Annotated in this window: 25 protein-coding genes and 1 pseudogene; 16 read left to right on the top strand and 10 right to left on the bottom strand. The window is 26.5% G+C overall.

Annotated features, from left to right (window positions below; all coding sequences use genetic code 11):
- Nucleotides 1–153 precede the first annotated feature (153 nt).
- Nucleotides 154–321, top strand: coding sequence for a hypothetical protein (locus QZ288_RS07765; RefSeq protein ID WP_295157295.1), 168 nt, complete (start codon nucleotides 154–156; stop codon nucleotides 319–321).
- Entirely contained in the window at nucleotides 315–1097 is a 783-nt protein-coding gene (locus QZ288_RS07760) for an FkbM family methyltransferase (RefSeq protein WP_295157292.1), read from the top strand. The genes QZ288_RS07765 and QZ288_RS07760 overlap by 7 nt, the downstream gene beginning before the upstream one ends.
- Nucleotides 1098–1143: 46 nt before the next feature.
- Here QZ288_RS07760 and QZ288_RS07755 read toward each other — a convergent pair whose 3' ends face one another.
- The 4 genes from QZ288_RS07755 to QZ288_RS07740 all read right to left on the bottom strand — a co-directional run bounded on the left by QZ288_RS07755 (nucleotide 1144) and on the right by QZ288_RS07740 (nucleotide 4410).
- A complete protein-coding gene (locus tag QZ288_RS07755; protein WP_295157289.1) occupies nucleotides 1144–1584 on the bottom strand; it encodes an ankyrin repeat domain-containing protein in 441 nt (146 codons plus the stop codon).
- A 43-nt stretch (nucleotides 1585–1627) separates the two neighbouring features.
- Nucleotides 1628–2074: an ankyrin repeat domain-containing protein gene (locus tag QZ288_RS07750; protein WP_295157286.1), complete on the bottom strand. Its 447-nt coding sequence runs from the start codon at nucleotides 2072–2074 to the stop codon at nucleotides 1628–1630.
- Between the two features lie 212 nt (nucleotides 2075–2286).
- The gene (gene rsgA / locus QZ288_RS07745; protein WP_295157283.1) at nucleotides 2287–3384 is read right to left on the bottom strand and encodes a ribosome small subunit-dependent GTPase A; all 1098 of its coding nucleotides are present in this window, start codon (nucleotides 3382–3384) and stop codon (nucleotides 2287–2289) included.
- Nucleotides 3385–3516: 132 nt separating this feature from the next.
- Complete coding sequence (locus QZ288_RS07740) at nucleotides 3517–4410, bottom strand: LysR family transcriptional regulator (protein ID WP_295157281.1); 894 nt, start codon at nucleotides 4408–4410, stop codon at nucleotides 3517–3519.
- 266 nt (nucleotides 4411–4676) lie between these two features.
- On the opposite strand from QZ288_RS07740, the pseudogene QZ288_RS07735 reads away from it, so the two are divergent.
- The 11 genes and pseudogenes from QZ288_RS07735 to QZ288_RS07685 all read left to right on the top strand — a co-directional run.
- A pseudogene (locus QZ288_RS07735) lies at nucleotides 4677–4904 on the top strand (MerR family DNA-binding transcriptional regulator); the annotation flags it as partial.
- A 16-nt stretch (nucleotides 4905–4920) separates the two neighbouring features.
- Nucleotides 4921–5550, top strand: coding sequence for a flavodoxin (locus tag QZ288_RS07730; protein ID WP_295157275.1), 630 nt, complete (start codon nucleotides 4921–4923; stop codon nucleotides 5548–5550).
- 97 nt (nucleotides 5551–5647) lie between these two features.
- Nucleotides 5648–6169 carry a cupin domain-containing protein gene (locus QZ288_RS07725; protein WP_295157273.1) on the top strand — a complete coding sequence of 174 codons (522 nt, stop codon included), beginning with the start codon at nucleotides 5648–5650 and terminating at the stop codon, nucleotides 6167–6169.
- A gap of 16 nt (nucleotides 6170–6185) precedes the next feature.
- Complete coding sequence (locus QZ288_RS07720; protein ID WP_295157270.1) at nucleotides 6186–6623, top strand: cyclophilin-like fold protein; 438 nt, start codon at nucleotides 6186–6188, stop codon at nucleotides 6621–6623.
- A gap of 25 nt (nucleotides 6624–6648) precedes the next feature.
- Nucleotides 6649–7485, top strand: coding sequence for a carboxymuconolactone decarboxylase family protein (locus QZ288_RS07715; RefSeq protein WP_295157267.1), 837 nt, complete (start codon nucleotides 6649–6651; stop codon nucleotides 7483–7485).
- A gap of 66 nt (nucleotides 7486–7551) precedes the next feature.
- Nucleotides 7552–8109 (top strand): flavodoxin, encoded by a 558-nt coding sequence (locus tag QZ288_RS07710; protein ID WP_295157264.1) that lies wholly within the window; start codon nucleotides 7552–7554, stop codon nucleotides 8107–8109.
- Nucleotides 8110–8407: 298 nt separating this feature from the next.
- The gene (locus QZ288_RS07705; protein WP_295157261.1) at nucleotides 8408–8851 is read left to right on the top strand and encodes a cyclophilin-like fold protein; all 444 of its coding nucleotides are present in this window, start codon (nucleotides 8408–8410) and stop codon (nucleotides 8849–8851) included.
- Nucleotides 8852–8899: 48 nt separating this feature from the next.
- On the top strand, nucleotides 8900–9520 hold the full coding sequence (locus tag QZ288_RS07700; protein ID WP_295157258.1) for a flavodoxin: 621 nt from the start codon (nucleotides 8900–8902) through the stop codon (nucleotides 9518–9520).
- A 90-nt stretch (nucleotides 9521–9610) separates the two neighbouring features.
- The gene (locus QZ288_RS07695) at nucleotides 9611–10300 is read left to right on the top strand and encodes a flavodoxin (protein ID WP_295157256.1); all 690 of its coding nucleotides are present in this window, start codon (nucleotides 9611–9613) and stop codon (nucleotides 10298–10300) included.
- A gap of 54 nt (nucleotides 10301–10354) precedes the next feature.
- Nucleotides 10355–11014 carry a DUF4405 domain-containing protein gene (locus QZ288_RS07690; protein ID WP_295157254.1) on the top strand — a complete coding sequence of 220 codons (660 nt, stop codon included), beginning with the start codon at nucleotides 10355–10357 and terminating at the stop codon, nucleotides 11012–11014.
- Nucleotides 11015–11078: 64 nt separating this feature from the next.
- Nucleotides 11079–11570: an NAD(P)H-dependent oxidoreductase gene (locus QZ288_RS07685; protein ID WP_295157251.1), complete on the top strand. Its 492-nt coding sequence runs from the start codon at nucleotides 11079–11081 to the stop codon at nucleotides 11568–11570.
- A gap of 60 nt (nucleotides 11571–11630) precedes the next feature.
- Here QZ288_RS07685 and QZ288_RS07680 read toward each other — a convergent pair whose 3' ends face one another.
- The 6 genes from QZ288_RS07680 to QZ288_RS07655 all read right to left on the bottom strand — a co-directional run bounded on the left by QZ288_RS07680 (nucleotide 11631) and on the right by QZ288_RS07655 (nucleotide 16864).
- On the bottom strand, nucleotides 11631–13037 hold the full coding sequence (locus QZ288_RS07680) for an ABC transporter permease (RefSeq protein WP_295157248.1): 1407 nt from the start codon (nucleotides 13035–13037) through the stop codon (nucleotides 11631–11633).
- Nucleotides 13037–14077, bottom strand: a complete 1041-nt coding sequence (locus tag QZ288_RS07675; protein WP_295157245.1) for an ABC transporter permease — start codon at nucleotides 14075–14077, stop codon at nucleotides 13037–13039. The genes QZ288_RS07680 and QZ288_RS07675 overlap by 1 nt, the downstream gene beginning before the upstream one ends.
- 406 nt (nucleotides 14078–14483) lie before the next feature.
- On the bottom strand, nucleotides 14484–14975 hold the full coding sequence (gene rnhA, locus QZ288_RS07670; RefSeq protein WP_295157242.1) for a ribonuclease HI: 492 nt from the start codon (nucleotides 14973–14975) through the stop codon (nucleotides 14484–14486).
- Nucleotides 14976–14978: 3 nt separating this feature from the next.
- On the bottom strand, nucleotides 14979–15983 hold the full coding sequence (locus QZ288_RS07665; protein WP_295157240.1) for a bifunctional oligoribonuclease/PAP phosphatase NrnA: 1005 nt from the start codon (nucleotides 15981–15983) through the stop codon (nucleotides 14979–14981).
- A gap of 32 nt (nucleotides 15984–16015) precedes the next feature.
- On the bottom strand, nucleotides 16016–16372 hold the full coding sequence (gene rbfA / locus QZ288_RS07660; RefSeq protein WP_295157237.1) for a 30S ribosome-binding factor RbfA: 357 nt from the start codon (nucleotides 16370–16372) through the stop codon (nucleotides 16016–16018).
- Nucleotides 16373–16384: 12 nt separating this feature from the next.
- On the bottom strand, nucleotides 16385–16864 hold the full coding sequence (locus QZ288_RS07655; RefSeq protein ID WP_295157234.1) for a chemotaxis protein CheW: 480 nt from the start codon (nucleotides 16862–16864) through the stop codon (nucleotides 16385–16387).
- A 173-nt stretch (nucleotides 16865–17037) separates the two neighbouring features.
- On the opposite strand from QZ288_RS07655, the gene rnc reads away from it, so the two are divergent.
- The 3 genes from rnc (at nucleotide 17038) to rarD (ending at nucleotide 19566) form a co-directional block, all read left to right on the top strand.
- Complete coding sequence (gene rnc, locus QZ288_RS07650) at nucleotides 17038–17757, top strand: ribonuclease III (protein WP_295157231.1); 720 nt, start codon at nucleotides 17038–17040, stop codon at nucleotides 17755–17757.
- A gap of 214 nt (nucleotides 17758–17971) precedes the next feature.
- A complete protein-coding gene (rpe, locus tag QZ288_RS07645) occupies nucleotides 17972–18634 on the top strand; it encodes a ribulose-phosphate 3-epimerase (protein ID WP_295157228.1) in 663 nt (220 codons plus the stop codon).
- Nucleotides 18635–18708: 74 nt separating this feature from the next.
- Nucleotides 18709–19566 carry an EamA family transporter RarD gene (gene rarD / locus QZ288_RS07640; RefSeq protein ID WP_295157226.1) on the top strand — a complete coding sequence of 286 codons (858 nt, stop codon included), beginning with the start codon at nucleotides 18709–18711 and terminating at the stop codon, nucleotides 19564–19566.
- The last annotated feature ends 107 nt before the right edge of the window (nucleotides 19567–19673 follow it).

Here is a 19673-nt window from a genome sequence, read left to right as displayed (position 1 = left end):
GCCAAGCCAAGCCAAGCCAAGCCAAGCCAAGCCAAGCCAAGCCAAGCCAAGCCAAGCCAAGCCAAGCCAAATTTATTTAAAAAATAAAAAATCTAATCTATATTTATTATATATTTTTGCATTCTTACTTTTAAGCAAAATTAAGGGTAATATATGAAGATGAATATATGTCTAGCTTCTGATAATAATTATGCTTCGTATATGGGTACAGCTATCGCATCAATTTTAAAAAATAGTTTAGAAGATGAGGAAATAGTATTTCATTTAATAGACGGAAAAATAACAAAAGAAAATATTAATAGAAGGATACAAAAATGTTAAATAAAGAATTAATAAATAAAATTGTATGGTGGATACCTAAAAGAGAATTAAGAAATAATATAAGAAATATTTTATTATCATATATGTATATTTCTAAAATTAATAATAATAAAAAGAATTTAGAAAAATTTAATGATGTATTAGATTTTGGAAAAAAATTATATGAATCTAAATTAAATATAGAAAAACAAACAAATATTAATTTTCAATCAGAAATAGAACAAGATTTTATATCATATTTAATATTCTCAGGTAATAAAAAAGGTTTTTTTATAGATATAGGCGCCAATGACGGAATAAAAATTAGCAACACATACTTTTTTGAAAAATTAGGATGGTCTGGCATTTGTGTCGAAGCTAATCCAATAATTTATGAACAATTACAAAAAAATAGAAATTGCGATTTATATAATTGTGCTATATTAGATAAAAAAATGGATAATGTTAAACTAGTAAACTATGAAGGACATAGTTTAATGGCAAAAGTTGATATATCTGAATCCAATGAAAATTCCATAAATATAAAATCAATAACATTTGATGATTTAATGTATAACTATAAAAATATTAATTCCGTTGATTTATTATCAATAGATGTAGAAGGTTTTGAATTAAATATATTAAAAACTATCGATTTTGATAAATATGATATAAAATTAATTATTGTTGAAAATAATGAAAAAGAAGGAATATTAAAAGAATATATGAAATCTAAAGGATATAGATTATTAATAGATATGTATAGATATCATGACTTAGCTTTCGTAAAAGATTAATTTTTTTTAATAATAATAAATAAAAATTATTGATTTTAATAAAAAATCACTTTGCACCAGCAGCTTTTAAAATTTTTATTATACTTTGATGATTTCTTTGAGAAGCATAGCTTAATGCTGTTTTTCCGTATTTATCTTTAATATTGATATCAGCACCTGCATTTACAAGAATACTAACTATATTAGCGTATCCTCTGCTGGATGCTCTCATTAAAGCTGTTCTTTTATTATTATTAACATCATTCAAATTAACTTTTTTACTTATCAATAATTTTACTACTTCAGGAAGCCCCTCTTCTGCTGCTTCTATTAACGGGGTTTCTCCTCTGCTGTCTCTGGTATTAAGATCAACGCCTGAGTTTATAAGCTCTATAGCTCTTTTAGTATCCTTTCTTTCTAAAGCGTCCATTAAAGGCGTTCTTTTCTGCTGAGAAAACAAAGATAAGCTAAAAACTATAATAAAAACTAGAACTATAATTTTTTTCATAAAATGTATCTTCCTTTATTTTTTTAATAATTAATTTTGTTTTTCATTTAGCACCTGCAGCTTTTAAAATTTTAACTATTGCATTATGTCCTCTTTGATTAGCATAAGTTAATGCTGTTCTTCCTCTGTTATCTTTAATATTCAAATTCGCACCTGATTCTACAAGTATCTTTACTATATCAGCATAACCTTTTGAAGAAGCCCTCATCAATGCTGTTCTTCCCCATTTACTTTTAAGATTCAAATTTACATTATTTTCTATAAGTAATTTTACAACCTCTATATATCCGCCCTCTGCTGCTTCTATCAATGCATTTTCTCCTATTTCATCCTGCTGATTTATATTAACTCCGCTATTTATAAGAGATTTCACTTTACTAATATCTCCTCTGCCCGCTGCATCAATAATGGCTATATTGCTTTTTGAAAATGCATTCAAAGAGTATATTAATAAAGCTAATAAAAATATTTTAAAATTAAAATTTTTCATAAAAAATATCCCAAACTTCTTACATAAAATATATTTTAAATATACCTTAAAAAATATTATAATAAATATAATAATTTTGTCAATTTTTTGTAAATAAAATTTGTTTAAATTTTACATTTTTTTGTATTATTACAGTCTTATGTAAACTAAATTTATAATAAGTTTTTATTTTCATTATTAATTTATTCTGCTTTTATTATTAATTTATTCTGCTATTTTTTAGTATTAATTTTTTTATAATTATTTTTATGTTTAGTGATTTTCTTTAATGCCATTTTTCTGTCTTTCTTTATCTCTATAGAACTTTTTTGTAATTCTCTGTTTTCATTAAGTAAAGTTATATAAGCATCGTATCTCTCATAAGGTATCTCATCATTTTCAAGTAATTCTAATATATAGCAGTCAGGCTCATGCTGATGAGTACAGTCTTTGAATTTACATTTTTTAGCATACTCTTCTAAATCCTCAAAAGTTTTCTTTATTCCTTTATCATCTTCCCAAAGTCCGAGATTTCTCAAACCAGGAGTATCTATTACAATTCCGCCGCTGTCTAATACTAAAAGTTCTCTATGTGTTGTAGTATGCATTCCTTTAAAATCATATTCTCTTACCTCTCTAGTTTTCATCTTTTCATCTTTTAAAAGATAATTAATAATAGTTGATTTTCCTGCACCTGATGCACCTATAAAAACAGATGAGGTATCTTTATTAATATACTTTAAAAATATATCTGCATTCCTGCCTGTTTTTGAACTATATGCAAAAGCAGTTTCATTCGGATATGTTTCTTTAATAGCTCTTAATAATTCTTTATATTCTGCATCTTCATATAAATCAATTTTGCTTATTGCTATTATTGGTTTTATATTTGAAGTATGTACAACTGATAAATATCTTGCTATAGCAGACATCGGCATTTCATTATCAATACCTACTATAATAAAGGCATAATCAATATTACTTACTATAGCCTGAATATCATTTTTTTTAATATTAGCTTTTCTGTATAAAATATTTTTTCTAGTGAGAATGGTATCAATAAATGCATTATTATCTGACTTTTTCATCAGCACCCAATCGCCTACCACAGGAAGCTCGCTTTGTACTTCAGAATTATATCTAATTTTTCCCTTTATTCTGGCTAAAAACTCTCCCTCATCAGAAAAAAGAGTATAGTATCTTTTATTAATCCTTATCACTCTGGCAGGTATAAGCTCATTATTATTAATTTCTTTTAAAGAATTAATATTCAAACTCTCTAATACTAATTTTTCAAAATATTCATCAAATCCGATATCTTTTATTTTCAATATTGACAGTCCCAAATAAAATTATTACAATCATATAATACTAAATATAAAAATATTTGTCAATTTAATTATTGGTAATTAAAAAGGTGAGATAAACATTACATACACCGAATGCGTCAAAAATAATAATAATTAGCTGCCTAATTTTTCATGCAATTTATCCAAAAATATTTTAGAAGCCTCTGAAAATATCTGATTTTTTTTCCAAACTATTCTTGATTCTATTTCTAACTTTGGTTTTAAATGTATAAAGCAAAGATTATTTGTATTTGCTGTATTAACTAATTTGTCTATAGTCAAAGCATATCCTATACCCTCTTCAACCATTAAAGCAGCATTATAAATTAAATTATAACTTAATATAATATTAAGCTTATCAAAATCATTTCCTATCCATTCATTAAATTTTGAAGTCTGCATTTTATTATTAACAAATGTCTTAGGGCATATTATAGGTACATCAAATAAATCATTTTTTTCTATAAAATTCTTTTTAGATAAATGAGAGTCTTTTCTCATTAATAAGCCGTAAACTTCTTTATAAGGAATATCTATATAATCATATTTAGATGAATCTATATTTCCTATAAGTATTCCGAAATCTAAAAGCCCTTTATCAAGTTTTTCTGTAATTTCTGAATATGCTCCGCTATGTATATGGTATATTATATTAGAATGAGATTCTCTAAGTTCTTTTATAATATTTGCAATTAATTTAATATAATAAGTTTCTGCACTTCCTATATAAATATCCCCTGCTATTATATCATCAAAAGATTTAAACTCCATTCTAGTTTTATCTATCATATCAATAATTTCTTCTGCTCTTTTTTTAAGTAAAATACCGTCAGAAGTAAGTTTTATACTATAATTGCTTCGTACGAATAATTTTTTACCAATCTCTTTTTCTAAATTATTTATTTGCCTTGAGAGATTAGGCTGCGTGAGATTGAGAAAATTTGCTGCTTTTGTAATACTGCCCTCTTTGGCTGCAGTTAAGAAATATGTTAAAGACTTTATATCCATTTAAATCCATACTTTTATTTCTCTGTATAATATCATAAATGTAAATATTTAGTAATACTTTTTTATTATAACTAATTATAAAACATAAGTATTTGATATAGTTCAATAATAATTTATTATTATTGCTATCGATAAACTCGCTTTAGAATAGCTGATAAAAATTGTGAGTGTCTGACATTTGTAAGAATGGCAGGTATTATGCCGATATCGGCAACAATTTTTATTAGCAATAATAATAAATTAATTAATAGAGAAAGGAGAATATTATGACTATATCAGAAGTTAGCGAATTAACAGGATTATCAAAAGATACTTTAAGATATTATGAAAAAATAGGTATAATACCTGAAATAAGCAGAAGTAAAAGCGGTATTAGAAACTATAATGAATACAATCTTCAATGCATAAAATTCTCAAAATCAATGCGTGATTTAGGCATATCAATAGCTTCTATAATAAAATATATTAAGCTTTCAAAAAAAGGAGAAAATACTTCAAAAGGAGAGAAAAATGAGAAAAATGAAAAATGCTTTATATCTAATTTTTATAATCTTAATATGTACTCAATGTAATGCTCAGGAAAATAATTCTTTTGAAGCAAAAAAAATATTAATAGTATATTTTTCTATTCCAGAAACTGACAGAGCAGATACAGTTACAGGGGCAAGCAGAATAAATGATAATGGCAGAATAATAGGAAACACAGAATTTTTTGCTGAAACTATAAAAGAGTTTACAAAAGGAAATTTATTTAAAATTCAAACAGTTTATCAATACCCAAGTACGCATCAGGAATTATTAGAGTTTGTACAAGATGAAATCAATAATAAAGAAAATCCTAAATTATCTCAAAAAATAATTAATTTTGAAGAATATGATACTGTATTTATAGGCTATCCTATATGGTATTATGATTTTCCTATGGCAATGTACAGCTTATTTGAAGAGTACGATTTTTCTAAAAAAACAATAATACCTTTTTCAACACATGGGGGAAGCAGATTTTCAGGCACTATAGAAAAAATAAAACAGTTAGAACCTAATGCAAAAGTAATAGAAGATGGGCTTACTATATCAAGAAATGATATTGTCGGCTCAAAAAATATTATAGAAAACTGGTTAAAAAATTTAAAATTATGATAATTAAATCTTGACATTGGAGTAAACTCTAATGATATAATCAAAAAACATTTTTGAAATATACAAGTAAATAAGAGACAAAGGAGAAAAATAAAAAATGAAAAACATTTTATTAATCTTAATTTTTTTAATTGCAGCAGTATCATGCAGTCAAAACAATACTGTTAATTCTAATAATACTTATAAATATAATGCAGCACCAACCAATACAATTTTAATTAGAAGCGGAGAAGGACAAAAATCAAAAGGTTCATCAGATTATTTCACTGGAGATGTAGAAGTTGAAGCTGTAACAGCTCCGAATGAAACTTCTAAATTTTCTGTAGCTTATGTAACATTTCAGGCAGGGGCAAGAAGTGCTTGGCATACTCACCCTAAAGGACAGCATTTAATAGTTGTTGAAGGAATAGGACTTACTCAGGAAGAAGGAAAACCTATACAGGAGTTTAGAGCTGGAGATACTTTATATTGTCCTGCTAATATAAAGCATTGGCATGGTGCTTCTCCTAATTCTTATATGAAGCATATAGCCATAACAGGAGATAAAGACGGAAATAATGTTACTTGGCTTGAGCATGTTACCGATGAAGAGTATTACAGCTATACTAATAATAATTAATTAGGAAATATTATCTATGAAAAATATGATTATATCTTTTATTTTATTTATAACATTATTTTTATTATTTACTATTAATACTTTTGCTCAGAATACAAGAATAAAATTAACTTTTAATAATAATGAAGTTTATGCAGTAATAACAAATTCAAAAGCAGGAAATGATTTTTTATCTCTTCTGCCTATGAATCTAAAAATAGAAGACTTTAATAATACAGAAAAAATATCATACCTAAAGAAAAAACTAAATACTCAAAATGAACCAGACGGAATAAATCCTAAAGCTGGGGATATAACTTATTATGCTCCTTGGGGCAATTTAGCTATATTTTATAAAAATTTCAGATATTCAAATAATTTAATTTATTTAGGAAAATTTGAAAATATTTCTGATATATCAAAACTTTCAAATATTAAAGGAAATTTTGATATGCGTATAGAACTAGCAAATTAATAATAAATATACGGAGTTTATTAAAATGAAAAAAATATTAAAAATTATTTTATCTTTATCTATATCAGCAATGCTCTTTTCTTGCAATGCCAATTCACAAAATGAAGGAGGAAATTTAACTATGACAGAAAAAGCAAAAAATAAGTATAATGAATTATTAAAAAAAGATGCTCCCATAACTAAATTAGATGATCCTGAATTAGAAAGTATATATAATAATTTTTTATACGGAGAAGTTTATAATCACGGAACATTAGATAAAAAATTAAGAGAGCTTGTAACATTAGTTTCTATAACTGCATCGCAAGGCACTGATATGATTAAGCCTCATATTGAAACAGCTTTAAATGTAGGAGTAAGCCCTATAGAGATAAAAGAAGCCATTTATCAATGTTCGCCTTATGTGGGTTTTCCAAGAGTATTTGCTGCATTAGAAAAAGTAAATGAGGTTTTCAAAGAAAAAAATATTTCTCTTCCTATTGAATCTCAGTCAACGGTTACAGAAGAAACCAGATTCGATAAAGGATTAGATACTCAGGTAATAATGTTTGGAGAATCAATGAGACTGGCACATTCAAATGCCGCCTCTAATCAAAAGCATATAAGAAATTTTTTATCTGCTAACTGCTTCGGAGACTTTTATACAAGAACAGGTTTAGATTTAAAAACAAGAGAGCTTTTAACATTCATAATGATTATATCTTTAGGAGGAGCAGAACCTCAGGCTATAGCACATGCTAATGGCAATATATCGATGGGCAATACAAAAGATATGATGATAGAAGCTGTAACTCAATGCATACCTTATATAGGATATCCAAGAACATTAAATGCTATAACAATTATTAACAATATTCAATAATTATATAATTAATATTATAAAAAATAAATAAAATCTAAAATTTAAAACCTTAAAGGAGAAATCTAAATGAAAAAAATAATTTTAATGTCTTTACTTATTTTTAGTACATTATTGACAGGAGGATTAAATGCTCAAAATTCCAAAACTTTGATAGTGTACTTCTCTTGGGGAGGCAATACAAAAACAGCTGCTGATATGATAAAAAATATTACAAAATCAGATATGTTCGAAATAAAAACTGTTAAAGCCTATCCAAGTTCTTATAATGATACAGTAAATCAGGCAAGACAAGAATTAAATAATAATGTTTTACCTGATTTAAGTTCCAGCATAAATAATTTATCTAATTATGATACTATAATATTATGCTATCCTAATTGGTGGGGTACTATTCCTCAGGCAGTAAAGCAATTATTATTAACTCATAATTTCAGCGGTAAAAAAATAGCTCCTTTATGCACTCATGGCGGCGGAGGTATGGGAAGAAGTTTGAATGATATAAGAAATTTATGCCCTAATTCTACTATTCTTAATTCTTTGAGTATATCAGGCGGAAGCGTTAAAGCTTCTCAAAATAATATAAGAAATTGGCTGAATAATATAAATATACTATCTTCAAATTAAAATTAATATTATAAAAATTGTGAGCCTCTTTCAAATTTATTTGAAAGAGATTGCAAGCGAACAATTTTTATTAGCAACAATAAAATAATTTTTATTAACAACAATAAAGATAAACTAGTAAATTATAGCAACATCATAAAAATTGTGAGCCTCTTTCAAATTTATTTGAAAGAGATTGCAAGCGAGCAATTTTTATTAGCAACAATAAGAAATAAACGAGCAGCTAATAAACAGCAAAGCTGGTTATTAGCTAATTTTTAGCGAGTTTATTGATAGCAACAATAGGAGCTTTATTTATATGTTTAAAAAAATAAAATTTATAATGATTATATCACTATTTATATTTAGTTTATGTAATGCACAAAATAATAATGGTAAAAAGATAAAAATTACTGTAAATAATCAAGTATTAGATGCCATTATATATAATACAGAATTAGCAAATGAGATAATTAATATACTGCCTATTACTGTTTCTATGATAGGATATGGAAATAGAGAATATTACGGACAATTAAGCTATACGCCTAAAAATATAACAAAAGGACAATTAAATTTCCAAAACGGAGATATAACATATTGTGCTAGAAATAATTCATTAGCTATATTTTATTCTCAATCTGATAATCCAAATCTTACTATGGAAGTTATACCTATTGGTAAAATAACATCAGATTTAAAAGTTTTTCATAATTTATATAATAATGGACAAAGAAGAGTTAATATCACTTTCAGCTTATAATAAATAAAAATATAAATAAAAAATTAATCATACAAAAACGGAGTATATATGAAAAAAATATTTAGTATCTTTCTTTTTTATTTAATATTTGCTTGTATCATAAACGCTCAAAGCTCATCAATATTAGTTGTTTATTTTTCAAGAGTAGGAAACACACAATTTAAAAATAATATAGATGCTTCTACAGCTGCAAGCATTGTAGCAAATAATAATAGAATTGGAATTACAGAATATGCTGCTAATGTAATAAAAAATGAGTTAAATGCGGATATAAAATTAATTGAGACAGTTGATAAATATCCTGAAAATTTTAATGAGCTTAGAAATAAAAATCATGATGAAATGAATAAAAATTATTTCCCAAAAATAAAGCCTTTAAATATAGATATAAAAAAATATGATACTGTTTTTATAGGCTATCCTGTATGGGCTAATGATGTGCCTATGGCAGTTCGTTCATTTATAAGAGATTATAATTTATCTGGAAAAAATATAATTCTTTTCTGTACTCATAACGGCTATGGTATTGGAAGATCATATTCCACTATTAGAAATATGATAAGCAATGCTGATATATTAAACGGCATAGCATTAGAATCATCAAATATACAGTCTAAAAATAATCAAATAATAGATTGGATTAAAAAATTAAATTTAAAAAATCATTAAAATTCAAATAATACATAATTATAGTTAATAAAAATTTTTTGCCGCTTATTAAAATAGGCGGCTATAATAAATTAATAAAGGATATTTTTTATGAAAAATTTAATATTATTATTATTTTTACTTTTATCAATATCATGCAAAAATGAAAATTCTTCACAAAAGAAACTAGAATATAATTATAATTCACAAATCACAGAAAATGCAGATTATATAAATATTAATCATACTCAAAATAATTCAAAAATATTAATAGCATACTTCACATGGGCAGATAATACAGTAGTAGAAAATCCTTCATCTATAGATGCTGAAACTTCTGCAAGCGTACTTTCTCCTGGTAATACAGAATTGATTGCAGGCTGGATAAAAGAAGAAACGGGAGGAGATTTATTTAGCATAAAAACACAAAATAAATATTCAAGCGATTATGATGAATGTTTAAATCAGGCGAGAATAGAGAGAGATAATAATGAAAGACCGGCACTTACCGATAAAGTTAATAATATAAATGATTATGACATTATATTTTTAGGTTTTCCAAATTGGTGGTATACCTGCCCTATGGCTGTTTTTACATTTATTGAAAATCATAACTTATCTGGAAAAACTATAATACCATTTTGTACTCACGGCACTGGAGGAATGGCAGGAACGATAATAGATTTAAAAAATTTGCTTCCAAATGACTGTAAAGTATTAGATGCTGTCGGAGTATACAGACCAGAAGTAAAAAATTCAAAAAATAAAATTTTAAATTGGATTAGAAAATTGGAATATTAAAAAATAATTATTAAATTATTATAATTATAATTTAAGGAGAAAAATTATATTTTTATGAAAAAAGCAATAAAAATAATAAAAATACTTACAGATATAATAATGACTATTCTTTTTTTCATTTTAACGGCATATCATTTCACAGGCGATGCTATACATGAATATTTGGGTTTCTCACTTTTTATATTTTTCATACTTCATCATATACTAAATTTTAATTGGTATAAAAATCTGCTTAAAGGAAAATATAATTTCAGCAGAATTTTAAATACATTTATCAATACTATGCTTTTTTTATGTATGGCAGGACTTATGATAAGCGGAATACTATTTTCTCAAAGAGTTTTAGGATTTCTTAATATTCATAATAGCACAATGTTCACAAGACGCTTGCATATGATTTCCAGCTCTTGGGGATTTATATTTATGTCGGCACATTTAGGAATGCATTGGGGTATATTTATCAATATGAGCAAAAAATTTATAAATATAAACAAAGCAATCTCTATAGTAATATCTTTATTAATAGCCCTTTACGGAATTATTTCATTTATAAAAAGAGGCTTATATAATAAAATGTTTCTGCTTATAGAGTTTGCATTCTTTAATTATGAAGAGCCTGTAATATTTTTCTTTATGGATTATATAGCTATAATGGGATTATTTATATTCTTATCATACTATACAAATGAACTTTATAAAAAATTAAAAAAATAAAATATTTGAACATTATGAATAATATGATATAATAAAAATATTCTTATATAAAGGAGATATGATAATGAAGATATTATTAATTTTTGCACATAGCTATTGGGGAGATTCTAAAGTTAATCGTAAATTATTAGAATCGATAAAAGATTTTGATAATGTAACTATTCATAATCTAAATGATATTTATAAAGAAAGAAAAATAGATAATGTAAAAAGTGAAATAGATTTATTAAGAGAAGCAGATAAAATAATTTTCCAATTTCCGTTATTTTGGTACAGTATGCCTAGTCTTTTAAAAGAGTGGGAAGATACAGTTTTAAGCGATTTGCTTCATAAAAATGATAATAAATTCTTAGAAGGTAAAACTTTTAAAATAATTACAACTGCAGGCGGCGACAAATCTCATTATGATTCTTTAGAATTTGATATGAATGCATTGCTTTCTCATATAACATCAAGTTTTAAGCATTTTGGATTAAAAACAGAAGATACATTATGTTTTTATGGTGCTAAAGAAGACAATATAGATTTAAATGAATATAGTAAATGTTTTAAATAAAAAATAAAAAAATATAGGAGTATATAAAAAATATATTCCTATATTTTGTATATTATATAATTATCTGTTTTTAAGTTTAGGATGAAGTATTTTATCTAAAGCAAATCCCAAAAATGCAAATGACATACCCAAAACGGCAATTAAAATTCCGGGAGGTATTATCCACCACCAAAGTCCCGAAAGTACGGCTGAGCCTTTCATAGCATCATGGAGAATCTGTCCCCAAGTAACTATTGAAGCATCTCCAAGTCCTAACAATGATAAAGAAGATTCATAAACTATAGCAGAAGGTACAGCCAAAGCCATAGATGCAAATGAAAAAGGCAGAAGCAAAGGTGCTAAATGATTGAATATTATTCTAAAATGCCCTGCTCCTATTGTTCTTGCCGCCTCAATATAAGTTTCTTCTTTAAGCTGCATAGCCATAGAACGAACCGTCATAACTGAACCAGTCCAAGAAAAAAATATCATCATTGTAATCATAGTCCATATACTAGGCTTGAATACTGCACTCATAACTATCATAACGGGAAGTACAGGTATGCCTATGAATATTTGATAAAGAAACTGCATTATATTATCAATAAATCCTCCGAAATATGCAGATACTATTCCATACATTACACCTATTATAACCGATATAAAGCTAGTTGCTATGCCTATAAATAATGCCCATTTAAGCCCTGAAATAAGACCTGAAAATATATCGCGTTTCATATTATCAGTACCCATTATGCCTGACATAGAGCCTACCAAAACCATATAAGGATTTTCAAAAATTGAATCTTCATCTGAAAATTTTCCTATTACTTCAAATCTGTAAACTCCTTTCAATGCTTTAAAGTTTTTAGCCATATCATCTTTTTTTATATTAAAAAGTATTTTCATAGGATTTGTTGTAAGAGTATCGATTTGCCTTGCAAGTATTCTTGGTACTGATTCTCTGTAGAATCTGAATATTCTATTTTTTGAATCATTGAATGCAGATATTCTTAAATCTCCTTTTATATTATGTAAACTATCAGAAAGAGTAATAATTTCTTTATCAGGTCTTATAACATTCCATACTAAAGCTGCAGAACTATTAACATCAGCATGAAAAATTAAGTCTGAAGGAGATTTATCGAATTTATAATCATATTCAAATAAAGCTTTATAATGTACTTGATTATCTATATAATTAGTTTCAATGCTTATAGGTTTAAACTCCGTTGTAACAGCAGATTTCTCTTTCTTAAAAAAGTTAATCCATTTAGGCGATGCTGATGCTGGATTATCCTGCCAATATGTTATATCCCTCCATCTTTTAGGAGCTTCTTTATAAGTTAAAAGAAAAGGCTCAAGCAATGATACAAAAATAGCTAAAATTAGTATGCATAAGCCTATGACGCCTGTTTTATCTTTTTTAAACTCATTAAAAAATTCTATTAATGGAGCAAGTTTTTTATTAATATTATTATTTTGCATTAGAGCCTGCCTCCTGCTTTTATTCTAGGGTCTAAAAATCCGTAAGATATATCAAGAACTGCCAAGCCAAATTGATAAAGTGCAGTAGTTATAGCCAAATTTCCCATAAGTACAGGTATATCATTCTGCTGAACCGATATCCAATAAAGATTGCCGAGCCCTGGCCATGAAAATATACCTTCAAATATGATAGAGCCTGCAATAGAACCCAAAAGTCCTAATAAAGTTATTGTAACTATAGGAGGGGCTGAGCTTCTTAATGTATGCCCTAATAGTACAGATTTTTCTGATATTCCTCTTGCACGTGCAGCCATTATATAATCTTCCTGCAATGCAGATAATACTATATTTCTTACAACAAATGAAAGCCCCCAAAAACCTATTAATGTTAATGTCAGAAGAGGCAGAGCCATATGCCATAAAATATCTAAATAATACATTATTCCAGAAGGTATGGGTATTGAATGAACTCCCCCAGAAGGAAATATATTAAACTTATAAACAAATATCATTATAAGAATCATAGAAAGCCACCAAGCAGGCATTCCGTATACAATCATAGTTATAATACTTGTAGTTTTGTCGAATAATCCGCCTGCTTTTTTAGCCTTTATAAGTCCTATTATTAATCCTATTATAATTTGTATAATTGATGCGGTTGTAAAAAGTATCATAGAACGCGGAAGTGCCTCGCCTATTATTTTTATAACTTCCCTATTGCCGTTTGAATCCATCATAATAGATGATTTTCCAAACTGAAAAGTTATTGTATTAACAGCACGTATAAATATTCTCTCTCCTGCACTTCTATTAAGCCAATATACATCATAATAATAATCTCTTCTCTCTTTTATAAAATTTTCAATATCTTCTGTACGCATATTGCTTAAGCCTCTTACTTCTGCATTGATATTTTCTTCAATCTGTGCCTTTAAGGTTTTTTCACTAACTGTATTAAATATAGCAGATGACATAAGCATAAGTATCATAAACATAATTATGCCTTTAAGAATTCTTTTAATAACAAAATAAGTAAACATAATATAATCCTTTCAAAATATTATACAAAAAGAATAAAAATTGTAAAGTATTATTATGTTAATTTAATTATGTTAATATTTTAATAAAGCGAACTAAAATTATTTTTTAATTAATCGTCTGTTAAATAAATTTTAAGCCTAATAAAAACTTGGGGGTATTGAAATTTTGCAGTCAATATTATTAAAGCTAAAATTTTAAAATTAAGCCTTGAAAAATAAAGGGCGGTGTATGTAGTATGTAGTATGTAGTATGTAGTATGTAAATAAATTTTAAAACTTTAATTCATACTCCAACCTATTTTATTATTATTTTATATTCAATTTTTAATTATAATTTTTTTATTGCTATATTGTTAATATAAAACATTTATTATTTTTTTAAATTTAGAATTAATAAAACTAAATATCAGCAGTATTCAGTCTTTTTATTAAAAGATGAAACTTCTCCGTTTTTAATATGCTTATCCATTAAAATATTAACTATTTCATCAGCACGGTTATTTTCTTTATTGCTGGAATGACCTTTTACCTTTATAAAATCGATATTATGTTTTTTAGAAAGTTCTATCAGCCTCAGCCAATATTCTTTATTTTCAACAGGCTTTTTATCGCTTTTTATCCAATTATTTTTCTGCCAAGAATATATCCATTTAGTCATACCGTTAACCAAATAAGCACTGTCGCTGTATAATTTAATATTATGCGAATGCTTTAATCTTTCAAGTGCCTTAACAGCAGCTTTCATTTCCATTTTATTATTTGTGGTATTATTTTCACTTTCGCCTATTTCAAGACGAAGATTATGCCTTTCGCTTATAAGTATTGCAGCCCAAGCCCCAAGTCCCGGATTACCTCTGCATCCGCCGTCTGTATATATTATAATATCATCTTTTATCATAAATTATGAAGCTAATAAAGAAGTTAATTTATCATTTATTTGTGAAATTAATTCTTCTTTAGAATAATCATTTTTTGACACAGAAAAACCTGATGCTTTAGGATGCCCTCCGCCTCCGAAACTCTCAGCAACTTCCCTAATATTTTTGGAGCATCTGCTTCTTATACTAACTCTAAAATTCTCATCTCCCTCATGAATAATAAATCCAATTAAAACATCATCCATCTGTATAAGAGTATCAGAAGCACTAACAGCAAGCTCTTTCATATTAATGCCTAAAATAGTTTCTTCCAAACATAAATAGCCTATTTTTTTATTATCATCTATTACCATTCTTTTATATATTTCTATTAAAGCAGAAACATCATTTTTAGTATATCTCTTTCTAACTACATTTCCCAAATTTTCCTGTATTATTCCTATACCCATAAGTTTTGAACCGTAAAGCAAAGTTCTATTCGTTGTATTACTGAATATAAAACTTCCTGTATCAGTACAAATACCGCAGTAAAGCAATGTAGCTATATTAGAATCAAATTTTTCTATATACTCTTGAAATATATCAAATATTATTTCGCAGGTAGCCCCTGCACTAGTATCATCATAAAACATAGTAACACCATTAATATTTCTCACTTTATGATGATCTATAAATATAACATCATTATATTCATTTAATGTATCTGAAATCCAGCCTATTCTATCTATATCTCCAGAATCAAGAACAACTAAAACATCTTTTTTAGGCAGCGTATCTTCATTTACTTCAAAAATTACTTTATCAATTAAAAGTACATTTTGTAAATCTCTTTGCATTTTATCTGTATTAACTACATCTGCATCCTTGTTAAATACATTTTTAATAATTAGAGATAAAGCAAGCCCTGAACATATACAATCGCAATCAGGATTTCTATGCCCTGTAATAGTGATATGATTTGCTTTTGATAATCTTTCTAATATTTTTTCTTTTGATACTGTTATATCAATATCATTATAAATAGCCATTAACAAGCCCTTAATATTTAATTTATAAAATTTTAATTATCTTCAGGTATATCTAATTTTTTTATACTTGTTAAAACCTTATTGGTTTCTATTAAGTTTTTATCATAATAAAATGTTAAATTAGGCACATATCTAATAGTAAGCTGTTTTCTAAGATAAGAAAATATCACACCCTTAGCACTATTAAGCCCGCTAAGAACTTCATCTTGTTTATCTTCATGCAGGCATACAAAATATACTTTTGCATTCTTTAAATCTTTAGCAGTATCTACTTTGGTAATGGTAACAAGATTATTTTTTATTCTAGGGTCTTCTATTTCCCTCATTATAATGAGAGAGAGAGTCTGCTTAATATTTTCATTTACTCTAAGTATTCTATGAGAAGACATAATATTATCTTATTACTTTACTATAGAGTTATTAACAGCATTAGTTAAATCATCAAGCTCATCTTGAACAAATACTTTATCTATATCTACTAAAATTATCATCTGTTCATTAGATTTTACTAAGCCCATTATATATCTGCTGTCAATACCAGCATGCATATCTATATCTTCTTGAATATTTTCATTATTAATAGTAAGAACATCAGATACAGAGTCAACAACTAAACCATATTTTTTATCGCCTATTGCTACAACTACAATTACACAGTTTTCAGGATTCATAGGCTCATCAAAATGAAATCTTGCTCTTAAATCTATAACAAGAATTATAGTACCTCTCAAATTAATAATGCCTTTCAAATAATCAGGACAATTAGGAATAGGAGAAGGCTGCATAAAATTTAATATTTCCTGAACTTTAAGAATATCTATTCCATACAATTCATTATTTATATTAAAAACAAGTATTTGATTTGATATAGCACTATTCATGTTAACTCCTTTAAATTGTACTATAAATTATAATATATAATGTGCATAAGTCAAGCAATTTTATTTATTCTTTTTTATGTCTTTTTAAACATTCTATATCATATTTGATAAAAATACAATCTATTTAAAAATTAATATTTATTTTTTATTATATTTTTAGGCAGAATATTGTTATGAATAATGGTGTAGAAGAAATTTTAAATAATTGTCATACAGCTATAAAATATGAGTTTAGAAATAGAGATTATCTTTTAGAGGCTTTAACTCATAGAACTTATGCTAATGAATCCAAAAAGAAAATGAAATATAATCAGAGATTGGAATTTTTAGGCGATTCGGTTCTCTCTCTTATTATTTCAGATTATATATTTAAAAAATACGATACAAGCAAAGAGGGATTATTATCAAAAGTAAAATCTTCTTTGGTATCTCAGAAAAGTTTAGCAGATATTTCAAGGGAGCTTAAACTTGGAGATTTTCTGCTTTTAGGGCATGGAGAGGAGGCTTCAGGAGGACGCTATAGAGATAATATGCTTGAAGATTTATTTGAAGCTATAGTAGGAGCTATATATTTAGATTCGGGTATAGATAGTGCTTATCAATTTGTTATGAAAGCTTGTAATAAAAAATTAAAGAATTTAGATATATATAATTTTGACAAAGATTACAAAACTATATTTCAGGAGCTTATACAAAAAAAACATAAAACAAGTCCTATTTATAAATCTTATGAATATAATGATATGTTTAAGGCTGAAGTTTATGTAAATGATAAAAGTTTTGCAGACGGAATTGGTAAAAGTAAGAAAGAAGCAGAAACTGATGCGGCTAAAAAAGCATTAGAAAAAATAGAAATGGCTAGTATAACAATAAATAAAAAAACTAATATATAATAATTTTATTTATTTACTAATAAAAAACTTGTTTGTTAATTATTGCCTGACATTCTATGAATCTCAGGCAACCCACAAGTTTTTTATTTTATTGCTATCAATAAACTAGCTTTAAAATAGCTAATAACTGATATTATAAAAATTGTGAGTGTCTGGCAAGTTCACCAAAGGCGGACTTCTTAGGCGGGCATAACAACAATAAAAGGAAAATTTTATGAATAAAATTATGATAGCTCCTTCAATACTTACAGCATCATTTTCAAATTTGGAAAAAAGTATAAAAGAGCTTGAAGAAGCAGGAAGCGATTATTTACATTTGGATATAATGGATGGAGTATTTGTTCCTCAAATTACATTTGGTGCTAAAGTAGTTTCGGATATAAAAAAAATAAGCAGTATTCCTCTTGATGCACATTTAATGATAGTAAATCCAGAAAAACATATTGATGATTTTGCTGAAGCAGGCTGCAGTATTATAAGCATACATTTTGAAGGAAATATTCATATTCATAGACTTATTTATCAGATAAAAGCTCATAATATCAAAGCAGGCATTGTACTTAATCCTCATACTAGAGTTGATGTTATAGAGCCTATTATTGATGATATTGATTATTTACTTTTAATGAGTGTTAATCCCGGATTCGGAGGACAGAAATTTATAGAATCATCTGTTAAAAAAATAAAAGAAGCTAAAGAATTAATAGGAAGCAGAGATATAATACTTGCTGTTGACGGCGGAGTTAATTTAAAAACTTGCGGTAAAGTATTAGAGGCTGGTGCTGATTTTCTTGTAGCTGGAAGTGCTGTAATTGACAGCGATGATAAAAAAGATACTATTAATAAACTTAGAGGAAATAAATATAATATATCATAATTAAAAATATTTTTTTATTAAGTTTAGTATAATAACTTTATTTGAGAATTTAAAAAATTATATTGGATATTTTTATGTCAAATAATAATAAATCTATTTTTCTAGCTTCTGCTGCTTATATATTATGGGGGCTTCTTCCTATTTATTGGAAATCTGTTCAGAATTTTGATTCGGCTTTTGTTTTGGGAATTAGAGTTATAACTACTTTTATATTTACTTTGATAATAATTATATATAAGAAATCAAATTTATACAGGGGATTAAAACCTTTTATATTGATAATCATGGCAGGAGTTTTTTTAGGCGTTAATTGGTATTTATATATTTATACTGTCAATTCAGGGCATATACTTGAGGCAGGGCTTGCTTATTATATAGCACCTATTTTAAGTATATTAATTGGCATTATAGTTTTTAGAGAGAAAAAAACAGCATTAGAGTATGCGGCAATTGTTTTAATGTTTATAGGAATGATTTACCAAACTATAACTGTAGGAAAACCGCCTATAATGGCATTTTTTATAGGGCTTACTTTTTCAATATACGGCTTATTCAAAAAGATGACTATATATTCAGGCTGGGAGAGTTTATTTTTAGAAACATCTGCTATACTCTTACCATCGTTAATTTTAAGTAAAGTATATTTTCCTCAGTCTCCTCAGCCTATTTACTCTTGGATTTCACTAATGTTTGCAGGAATAGCTACAGGCATTCCTCTGTACTTGTATGCTAAGGCTGCAAAAAATCTTCAAATTTCAGATTTGGGTTTTCTGCAGTTTTTGGTGCCTTTATTTGCTACTTTTCTTGCCATTTTTGTTTATAAAGAAGAGATTAATTTTAATAGAGCTGTTACTTTAATTATAATAATATTAGCGGCAGTTCTTTATGCATTGTCAATATTTAAAAATTCAGGCAGAAAAAATAATAATTAAGTATTTTTATGAAAAAATATTATATATTGCAAAAGATAAAAAATATTAAAAAAAATTAATCAATTCTAAAATTTCAAATAAACTAATGCTTCTAAATTAATAATAGT

The sequence above is a fragment of the uncultured Brachyspira sp. genome, from assembly GCF_910578695.1.
Taxonomy (GTDB): domain Bacteria; phylum Spirochaetota; class Brachyspiria; order Brachyspirales; family Brachyspiraceae; genus Brachyspira.
Note: the sequence above shows the minus strand (reverse complement) of the source record. Positions and strands in the feature narration are given on the sequence as shown.

What these genes read in the sequence shown, in the direction of transcription:
- QZ288_RS07765 (WP_295157295.1), top strand. Translation starts at nt 154, where the DNA reads ATGAAGATGAATATATGTCTAGCTTCTGATAATAATTATGCTTCGTAT.
- QZ288_RS07760 (WP_295157292.1), top strand. Translation starts at nt 315, where the DNA reads ATGTTAAATAAAGAATTAATAAATAAAATTGTATGGTGGATACCTAAA.
- QZ288_RS07755 (WP_295157289.1), bottom strand. Translation starts at nt 1,584, where the DNA reads ATGAAAAAAATTATAGTTCTAGTTTTTATTATAGTTTTTAGCTTATCT.
- QZ288_RS07750 (WP_295157286.1), bottom strand. Translation starts at nt 2,074, where the DNA reads ATGAAAAATTTTAATTTTAAAATATTTTTATTAGCTTTATTAATATAC.
- QZ288_RS07740 (WP_295157281.1), bottom strand. Translation starts at nt 4,410, where the DNA reads ATGGATATAAAGTCTTTAACATATTTCTTAACTGCAGCCAAAGAGGGC.
- QZ288_RS07730 (WP_295157275.1), top strand. Translation starts at nt 4,921, where the DNA reads ATGAGAAAAATGAAAAATGCTTTATATCTAATTTTTATAATCTTAATA.
- QZ288_RS07725 (WP_295157273.1), top strand. Translation starts at nt 5,648, where the DNA reads ATGAAAAACATTTTATTAATCTTAATTTTTTTAATTGCAGCAGTATCA.
- QZ288_RS07720 (WP_295157270.1), top strand. Translation starts at nt 6,186, where the DNA reads ATGAAAAATATGATTATATCTTTTATTTTATTTATAACATTATTTTTA.
- QZ288_RS07715 (WP_295157267.1), top strand. Translation starts at nt 6,649, where the DNA reads ATGAAAAAAATATTAAAAATTATTTTATCTTTATCTATATCAGCAATG.
- QZ288_RS07710 (WP_295157264.1), top strand. Translation starts at nt 7,552, where the DNA reads ATGAAAAAAATAATTTTAATGTCTTTACTTATTTTTAGTACATTATTG.
- QZ288_RS07705 (WP_295157261.1), top strand. Translation starts at nt 8,408, where the DNA reads ATGTTTAAAAAAATAAAATTTATAATGATTATATCACTATTTATATTT.
- QZ288_RS07700 (WP_295157258.1), top strand. Translation starts at nt 8,900, where the DNA reads ATGAAAAAAATATTTAGTATCTTTCTTTTTTATTTAATATTTGCTTGT.
- QZ288_RS07695 (WP_295157256.1), top strand. Translation starts at nt 9,611, where the DNA reads ATGAAAAATTTAATATTATTATTATTTTTACTTTTATCAATATCATGC.
- QZ288_RS07690 (WP_295157254.1), top strand. Translation starts at nt 10,355, where the DNA reads ATGAAAAAAGCAATAAAAATAATAAAAATACTTACAGATATAATAATG.
- QZ288_RS07685 (WP_295157251.1), top strand. Translation starts at nt 11,079, where the DNA reads ATGAAGATATTATTAATTTTTGCACATAGCTATTGGGGAGATTCTAAA.
- QZ288_RS07680 (WP_295157248.1), bottom strand. Translation starts at nt 13,037, where the DNA reads ATGCAAAATAATAATATTAATAAAAAACTTGCTCCATTAATAGAATTT.
- QZ288_RS07675 (WP_295157245.1), bottom strand. Translation starts at nt 14,077, where the DNA reads ATGTTTACTTATTTTGTTATTAAAAGAATTCTTAAAGGCATAATTATG.
- rnhA (WP_295157242.1), bottom strand. Translation starts at nt 14,975, where the DNA reads ATGATAAAAGATGATATTATAATATATACAGACGGCGGATGCAGAGGT.
- QZ288_RS07665 (WP_295157240.1), bottom strand. Translation starts at nt 15,983, where the DNA reads ATGGCTATTTATAATGATATTGATATAACAGTATCAAAAGAAAAAATA.
- rbfA (WP_295157237.1), bottom strand. Translation starts at nt 16,372, where the DNA reads ATGTCTTCTCATAGAATACTTAGAGTAAATGAAAATATTAAGCAGACT.
- QZ288_RS07655 (WP_295157234.1), bottom strand. Translation starts at nt 16,864, where the DNA reads ATGAATAGTGCTATATCAAATCAAATACTTGTTTTTAATATAAATAAT.
- rnc (WP_295157231.1), top strand. Translation starts at nt 17,038, where the DNA reads ATGAATAATGGTGTAGAAGAAATTTTAAATAATTGTCATACAGCTATA.
- rpe (WP_295157228.1), top strand. Translation starts at nt 17,972, where the DNA reads ATGAATAAAATTATGATAGCTCCTTCAATACTTACAGCATCATTTTCA.
- rarD (WP_295157226.1), top strand. Translation starts at nt 18,709, where the DNA reads ATGTCAAATAATAATAAATCTATTTTTCTAGCTTCTGCTGCTTATATA.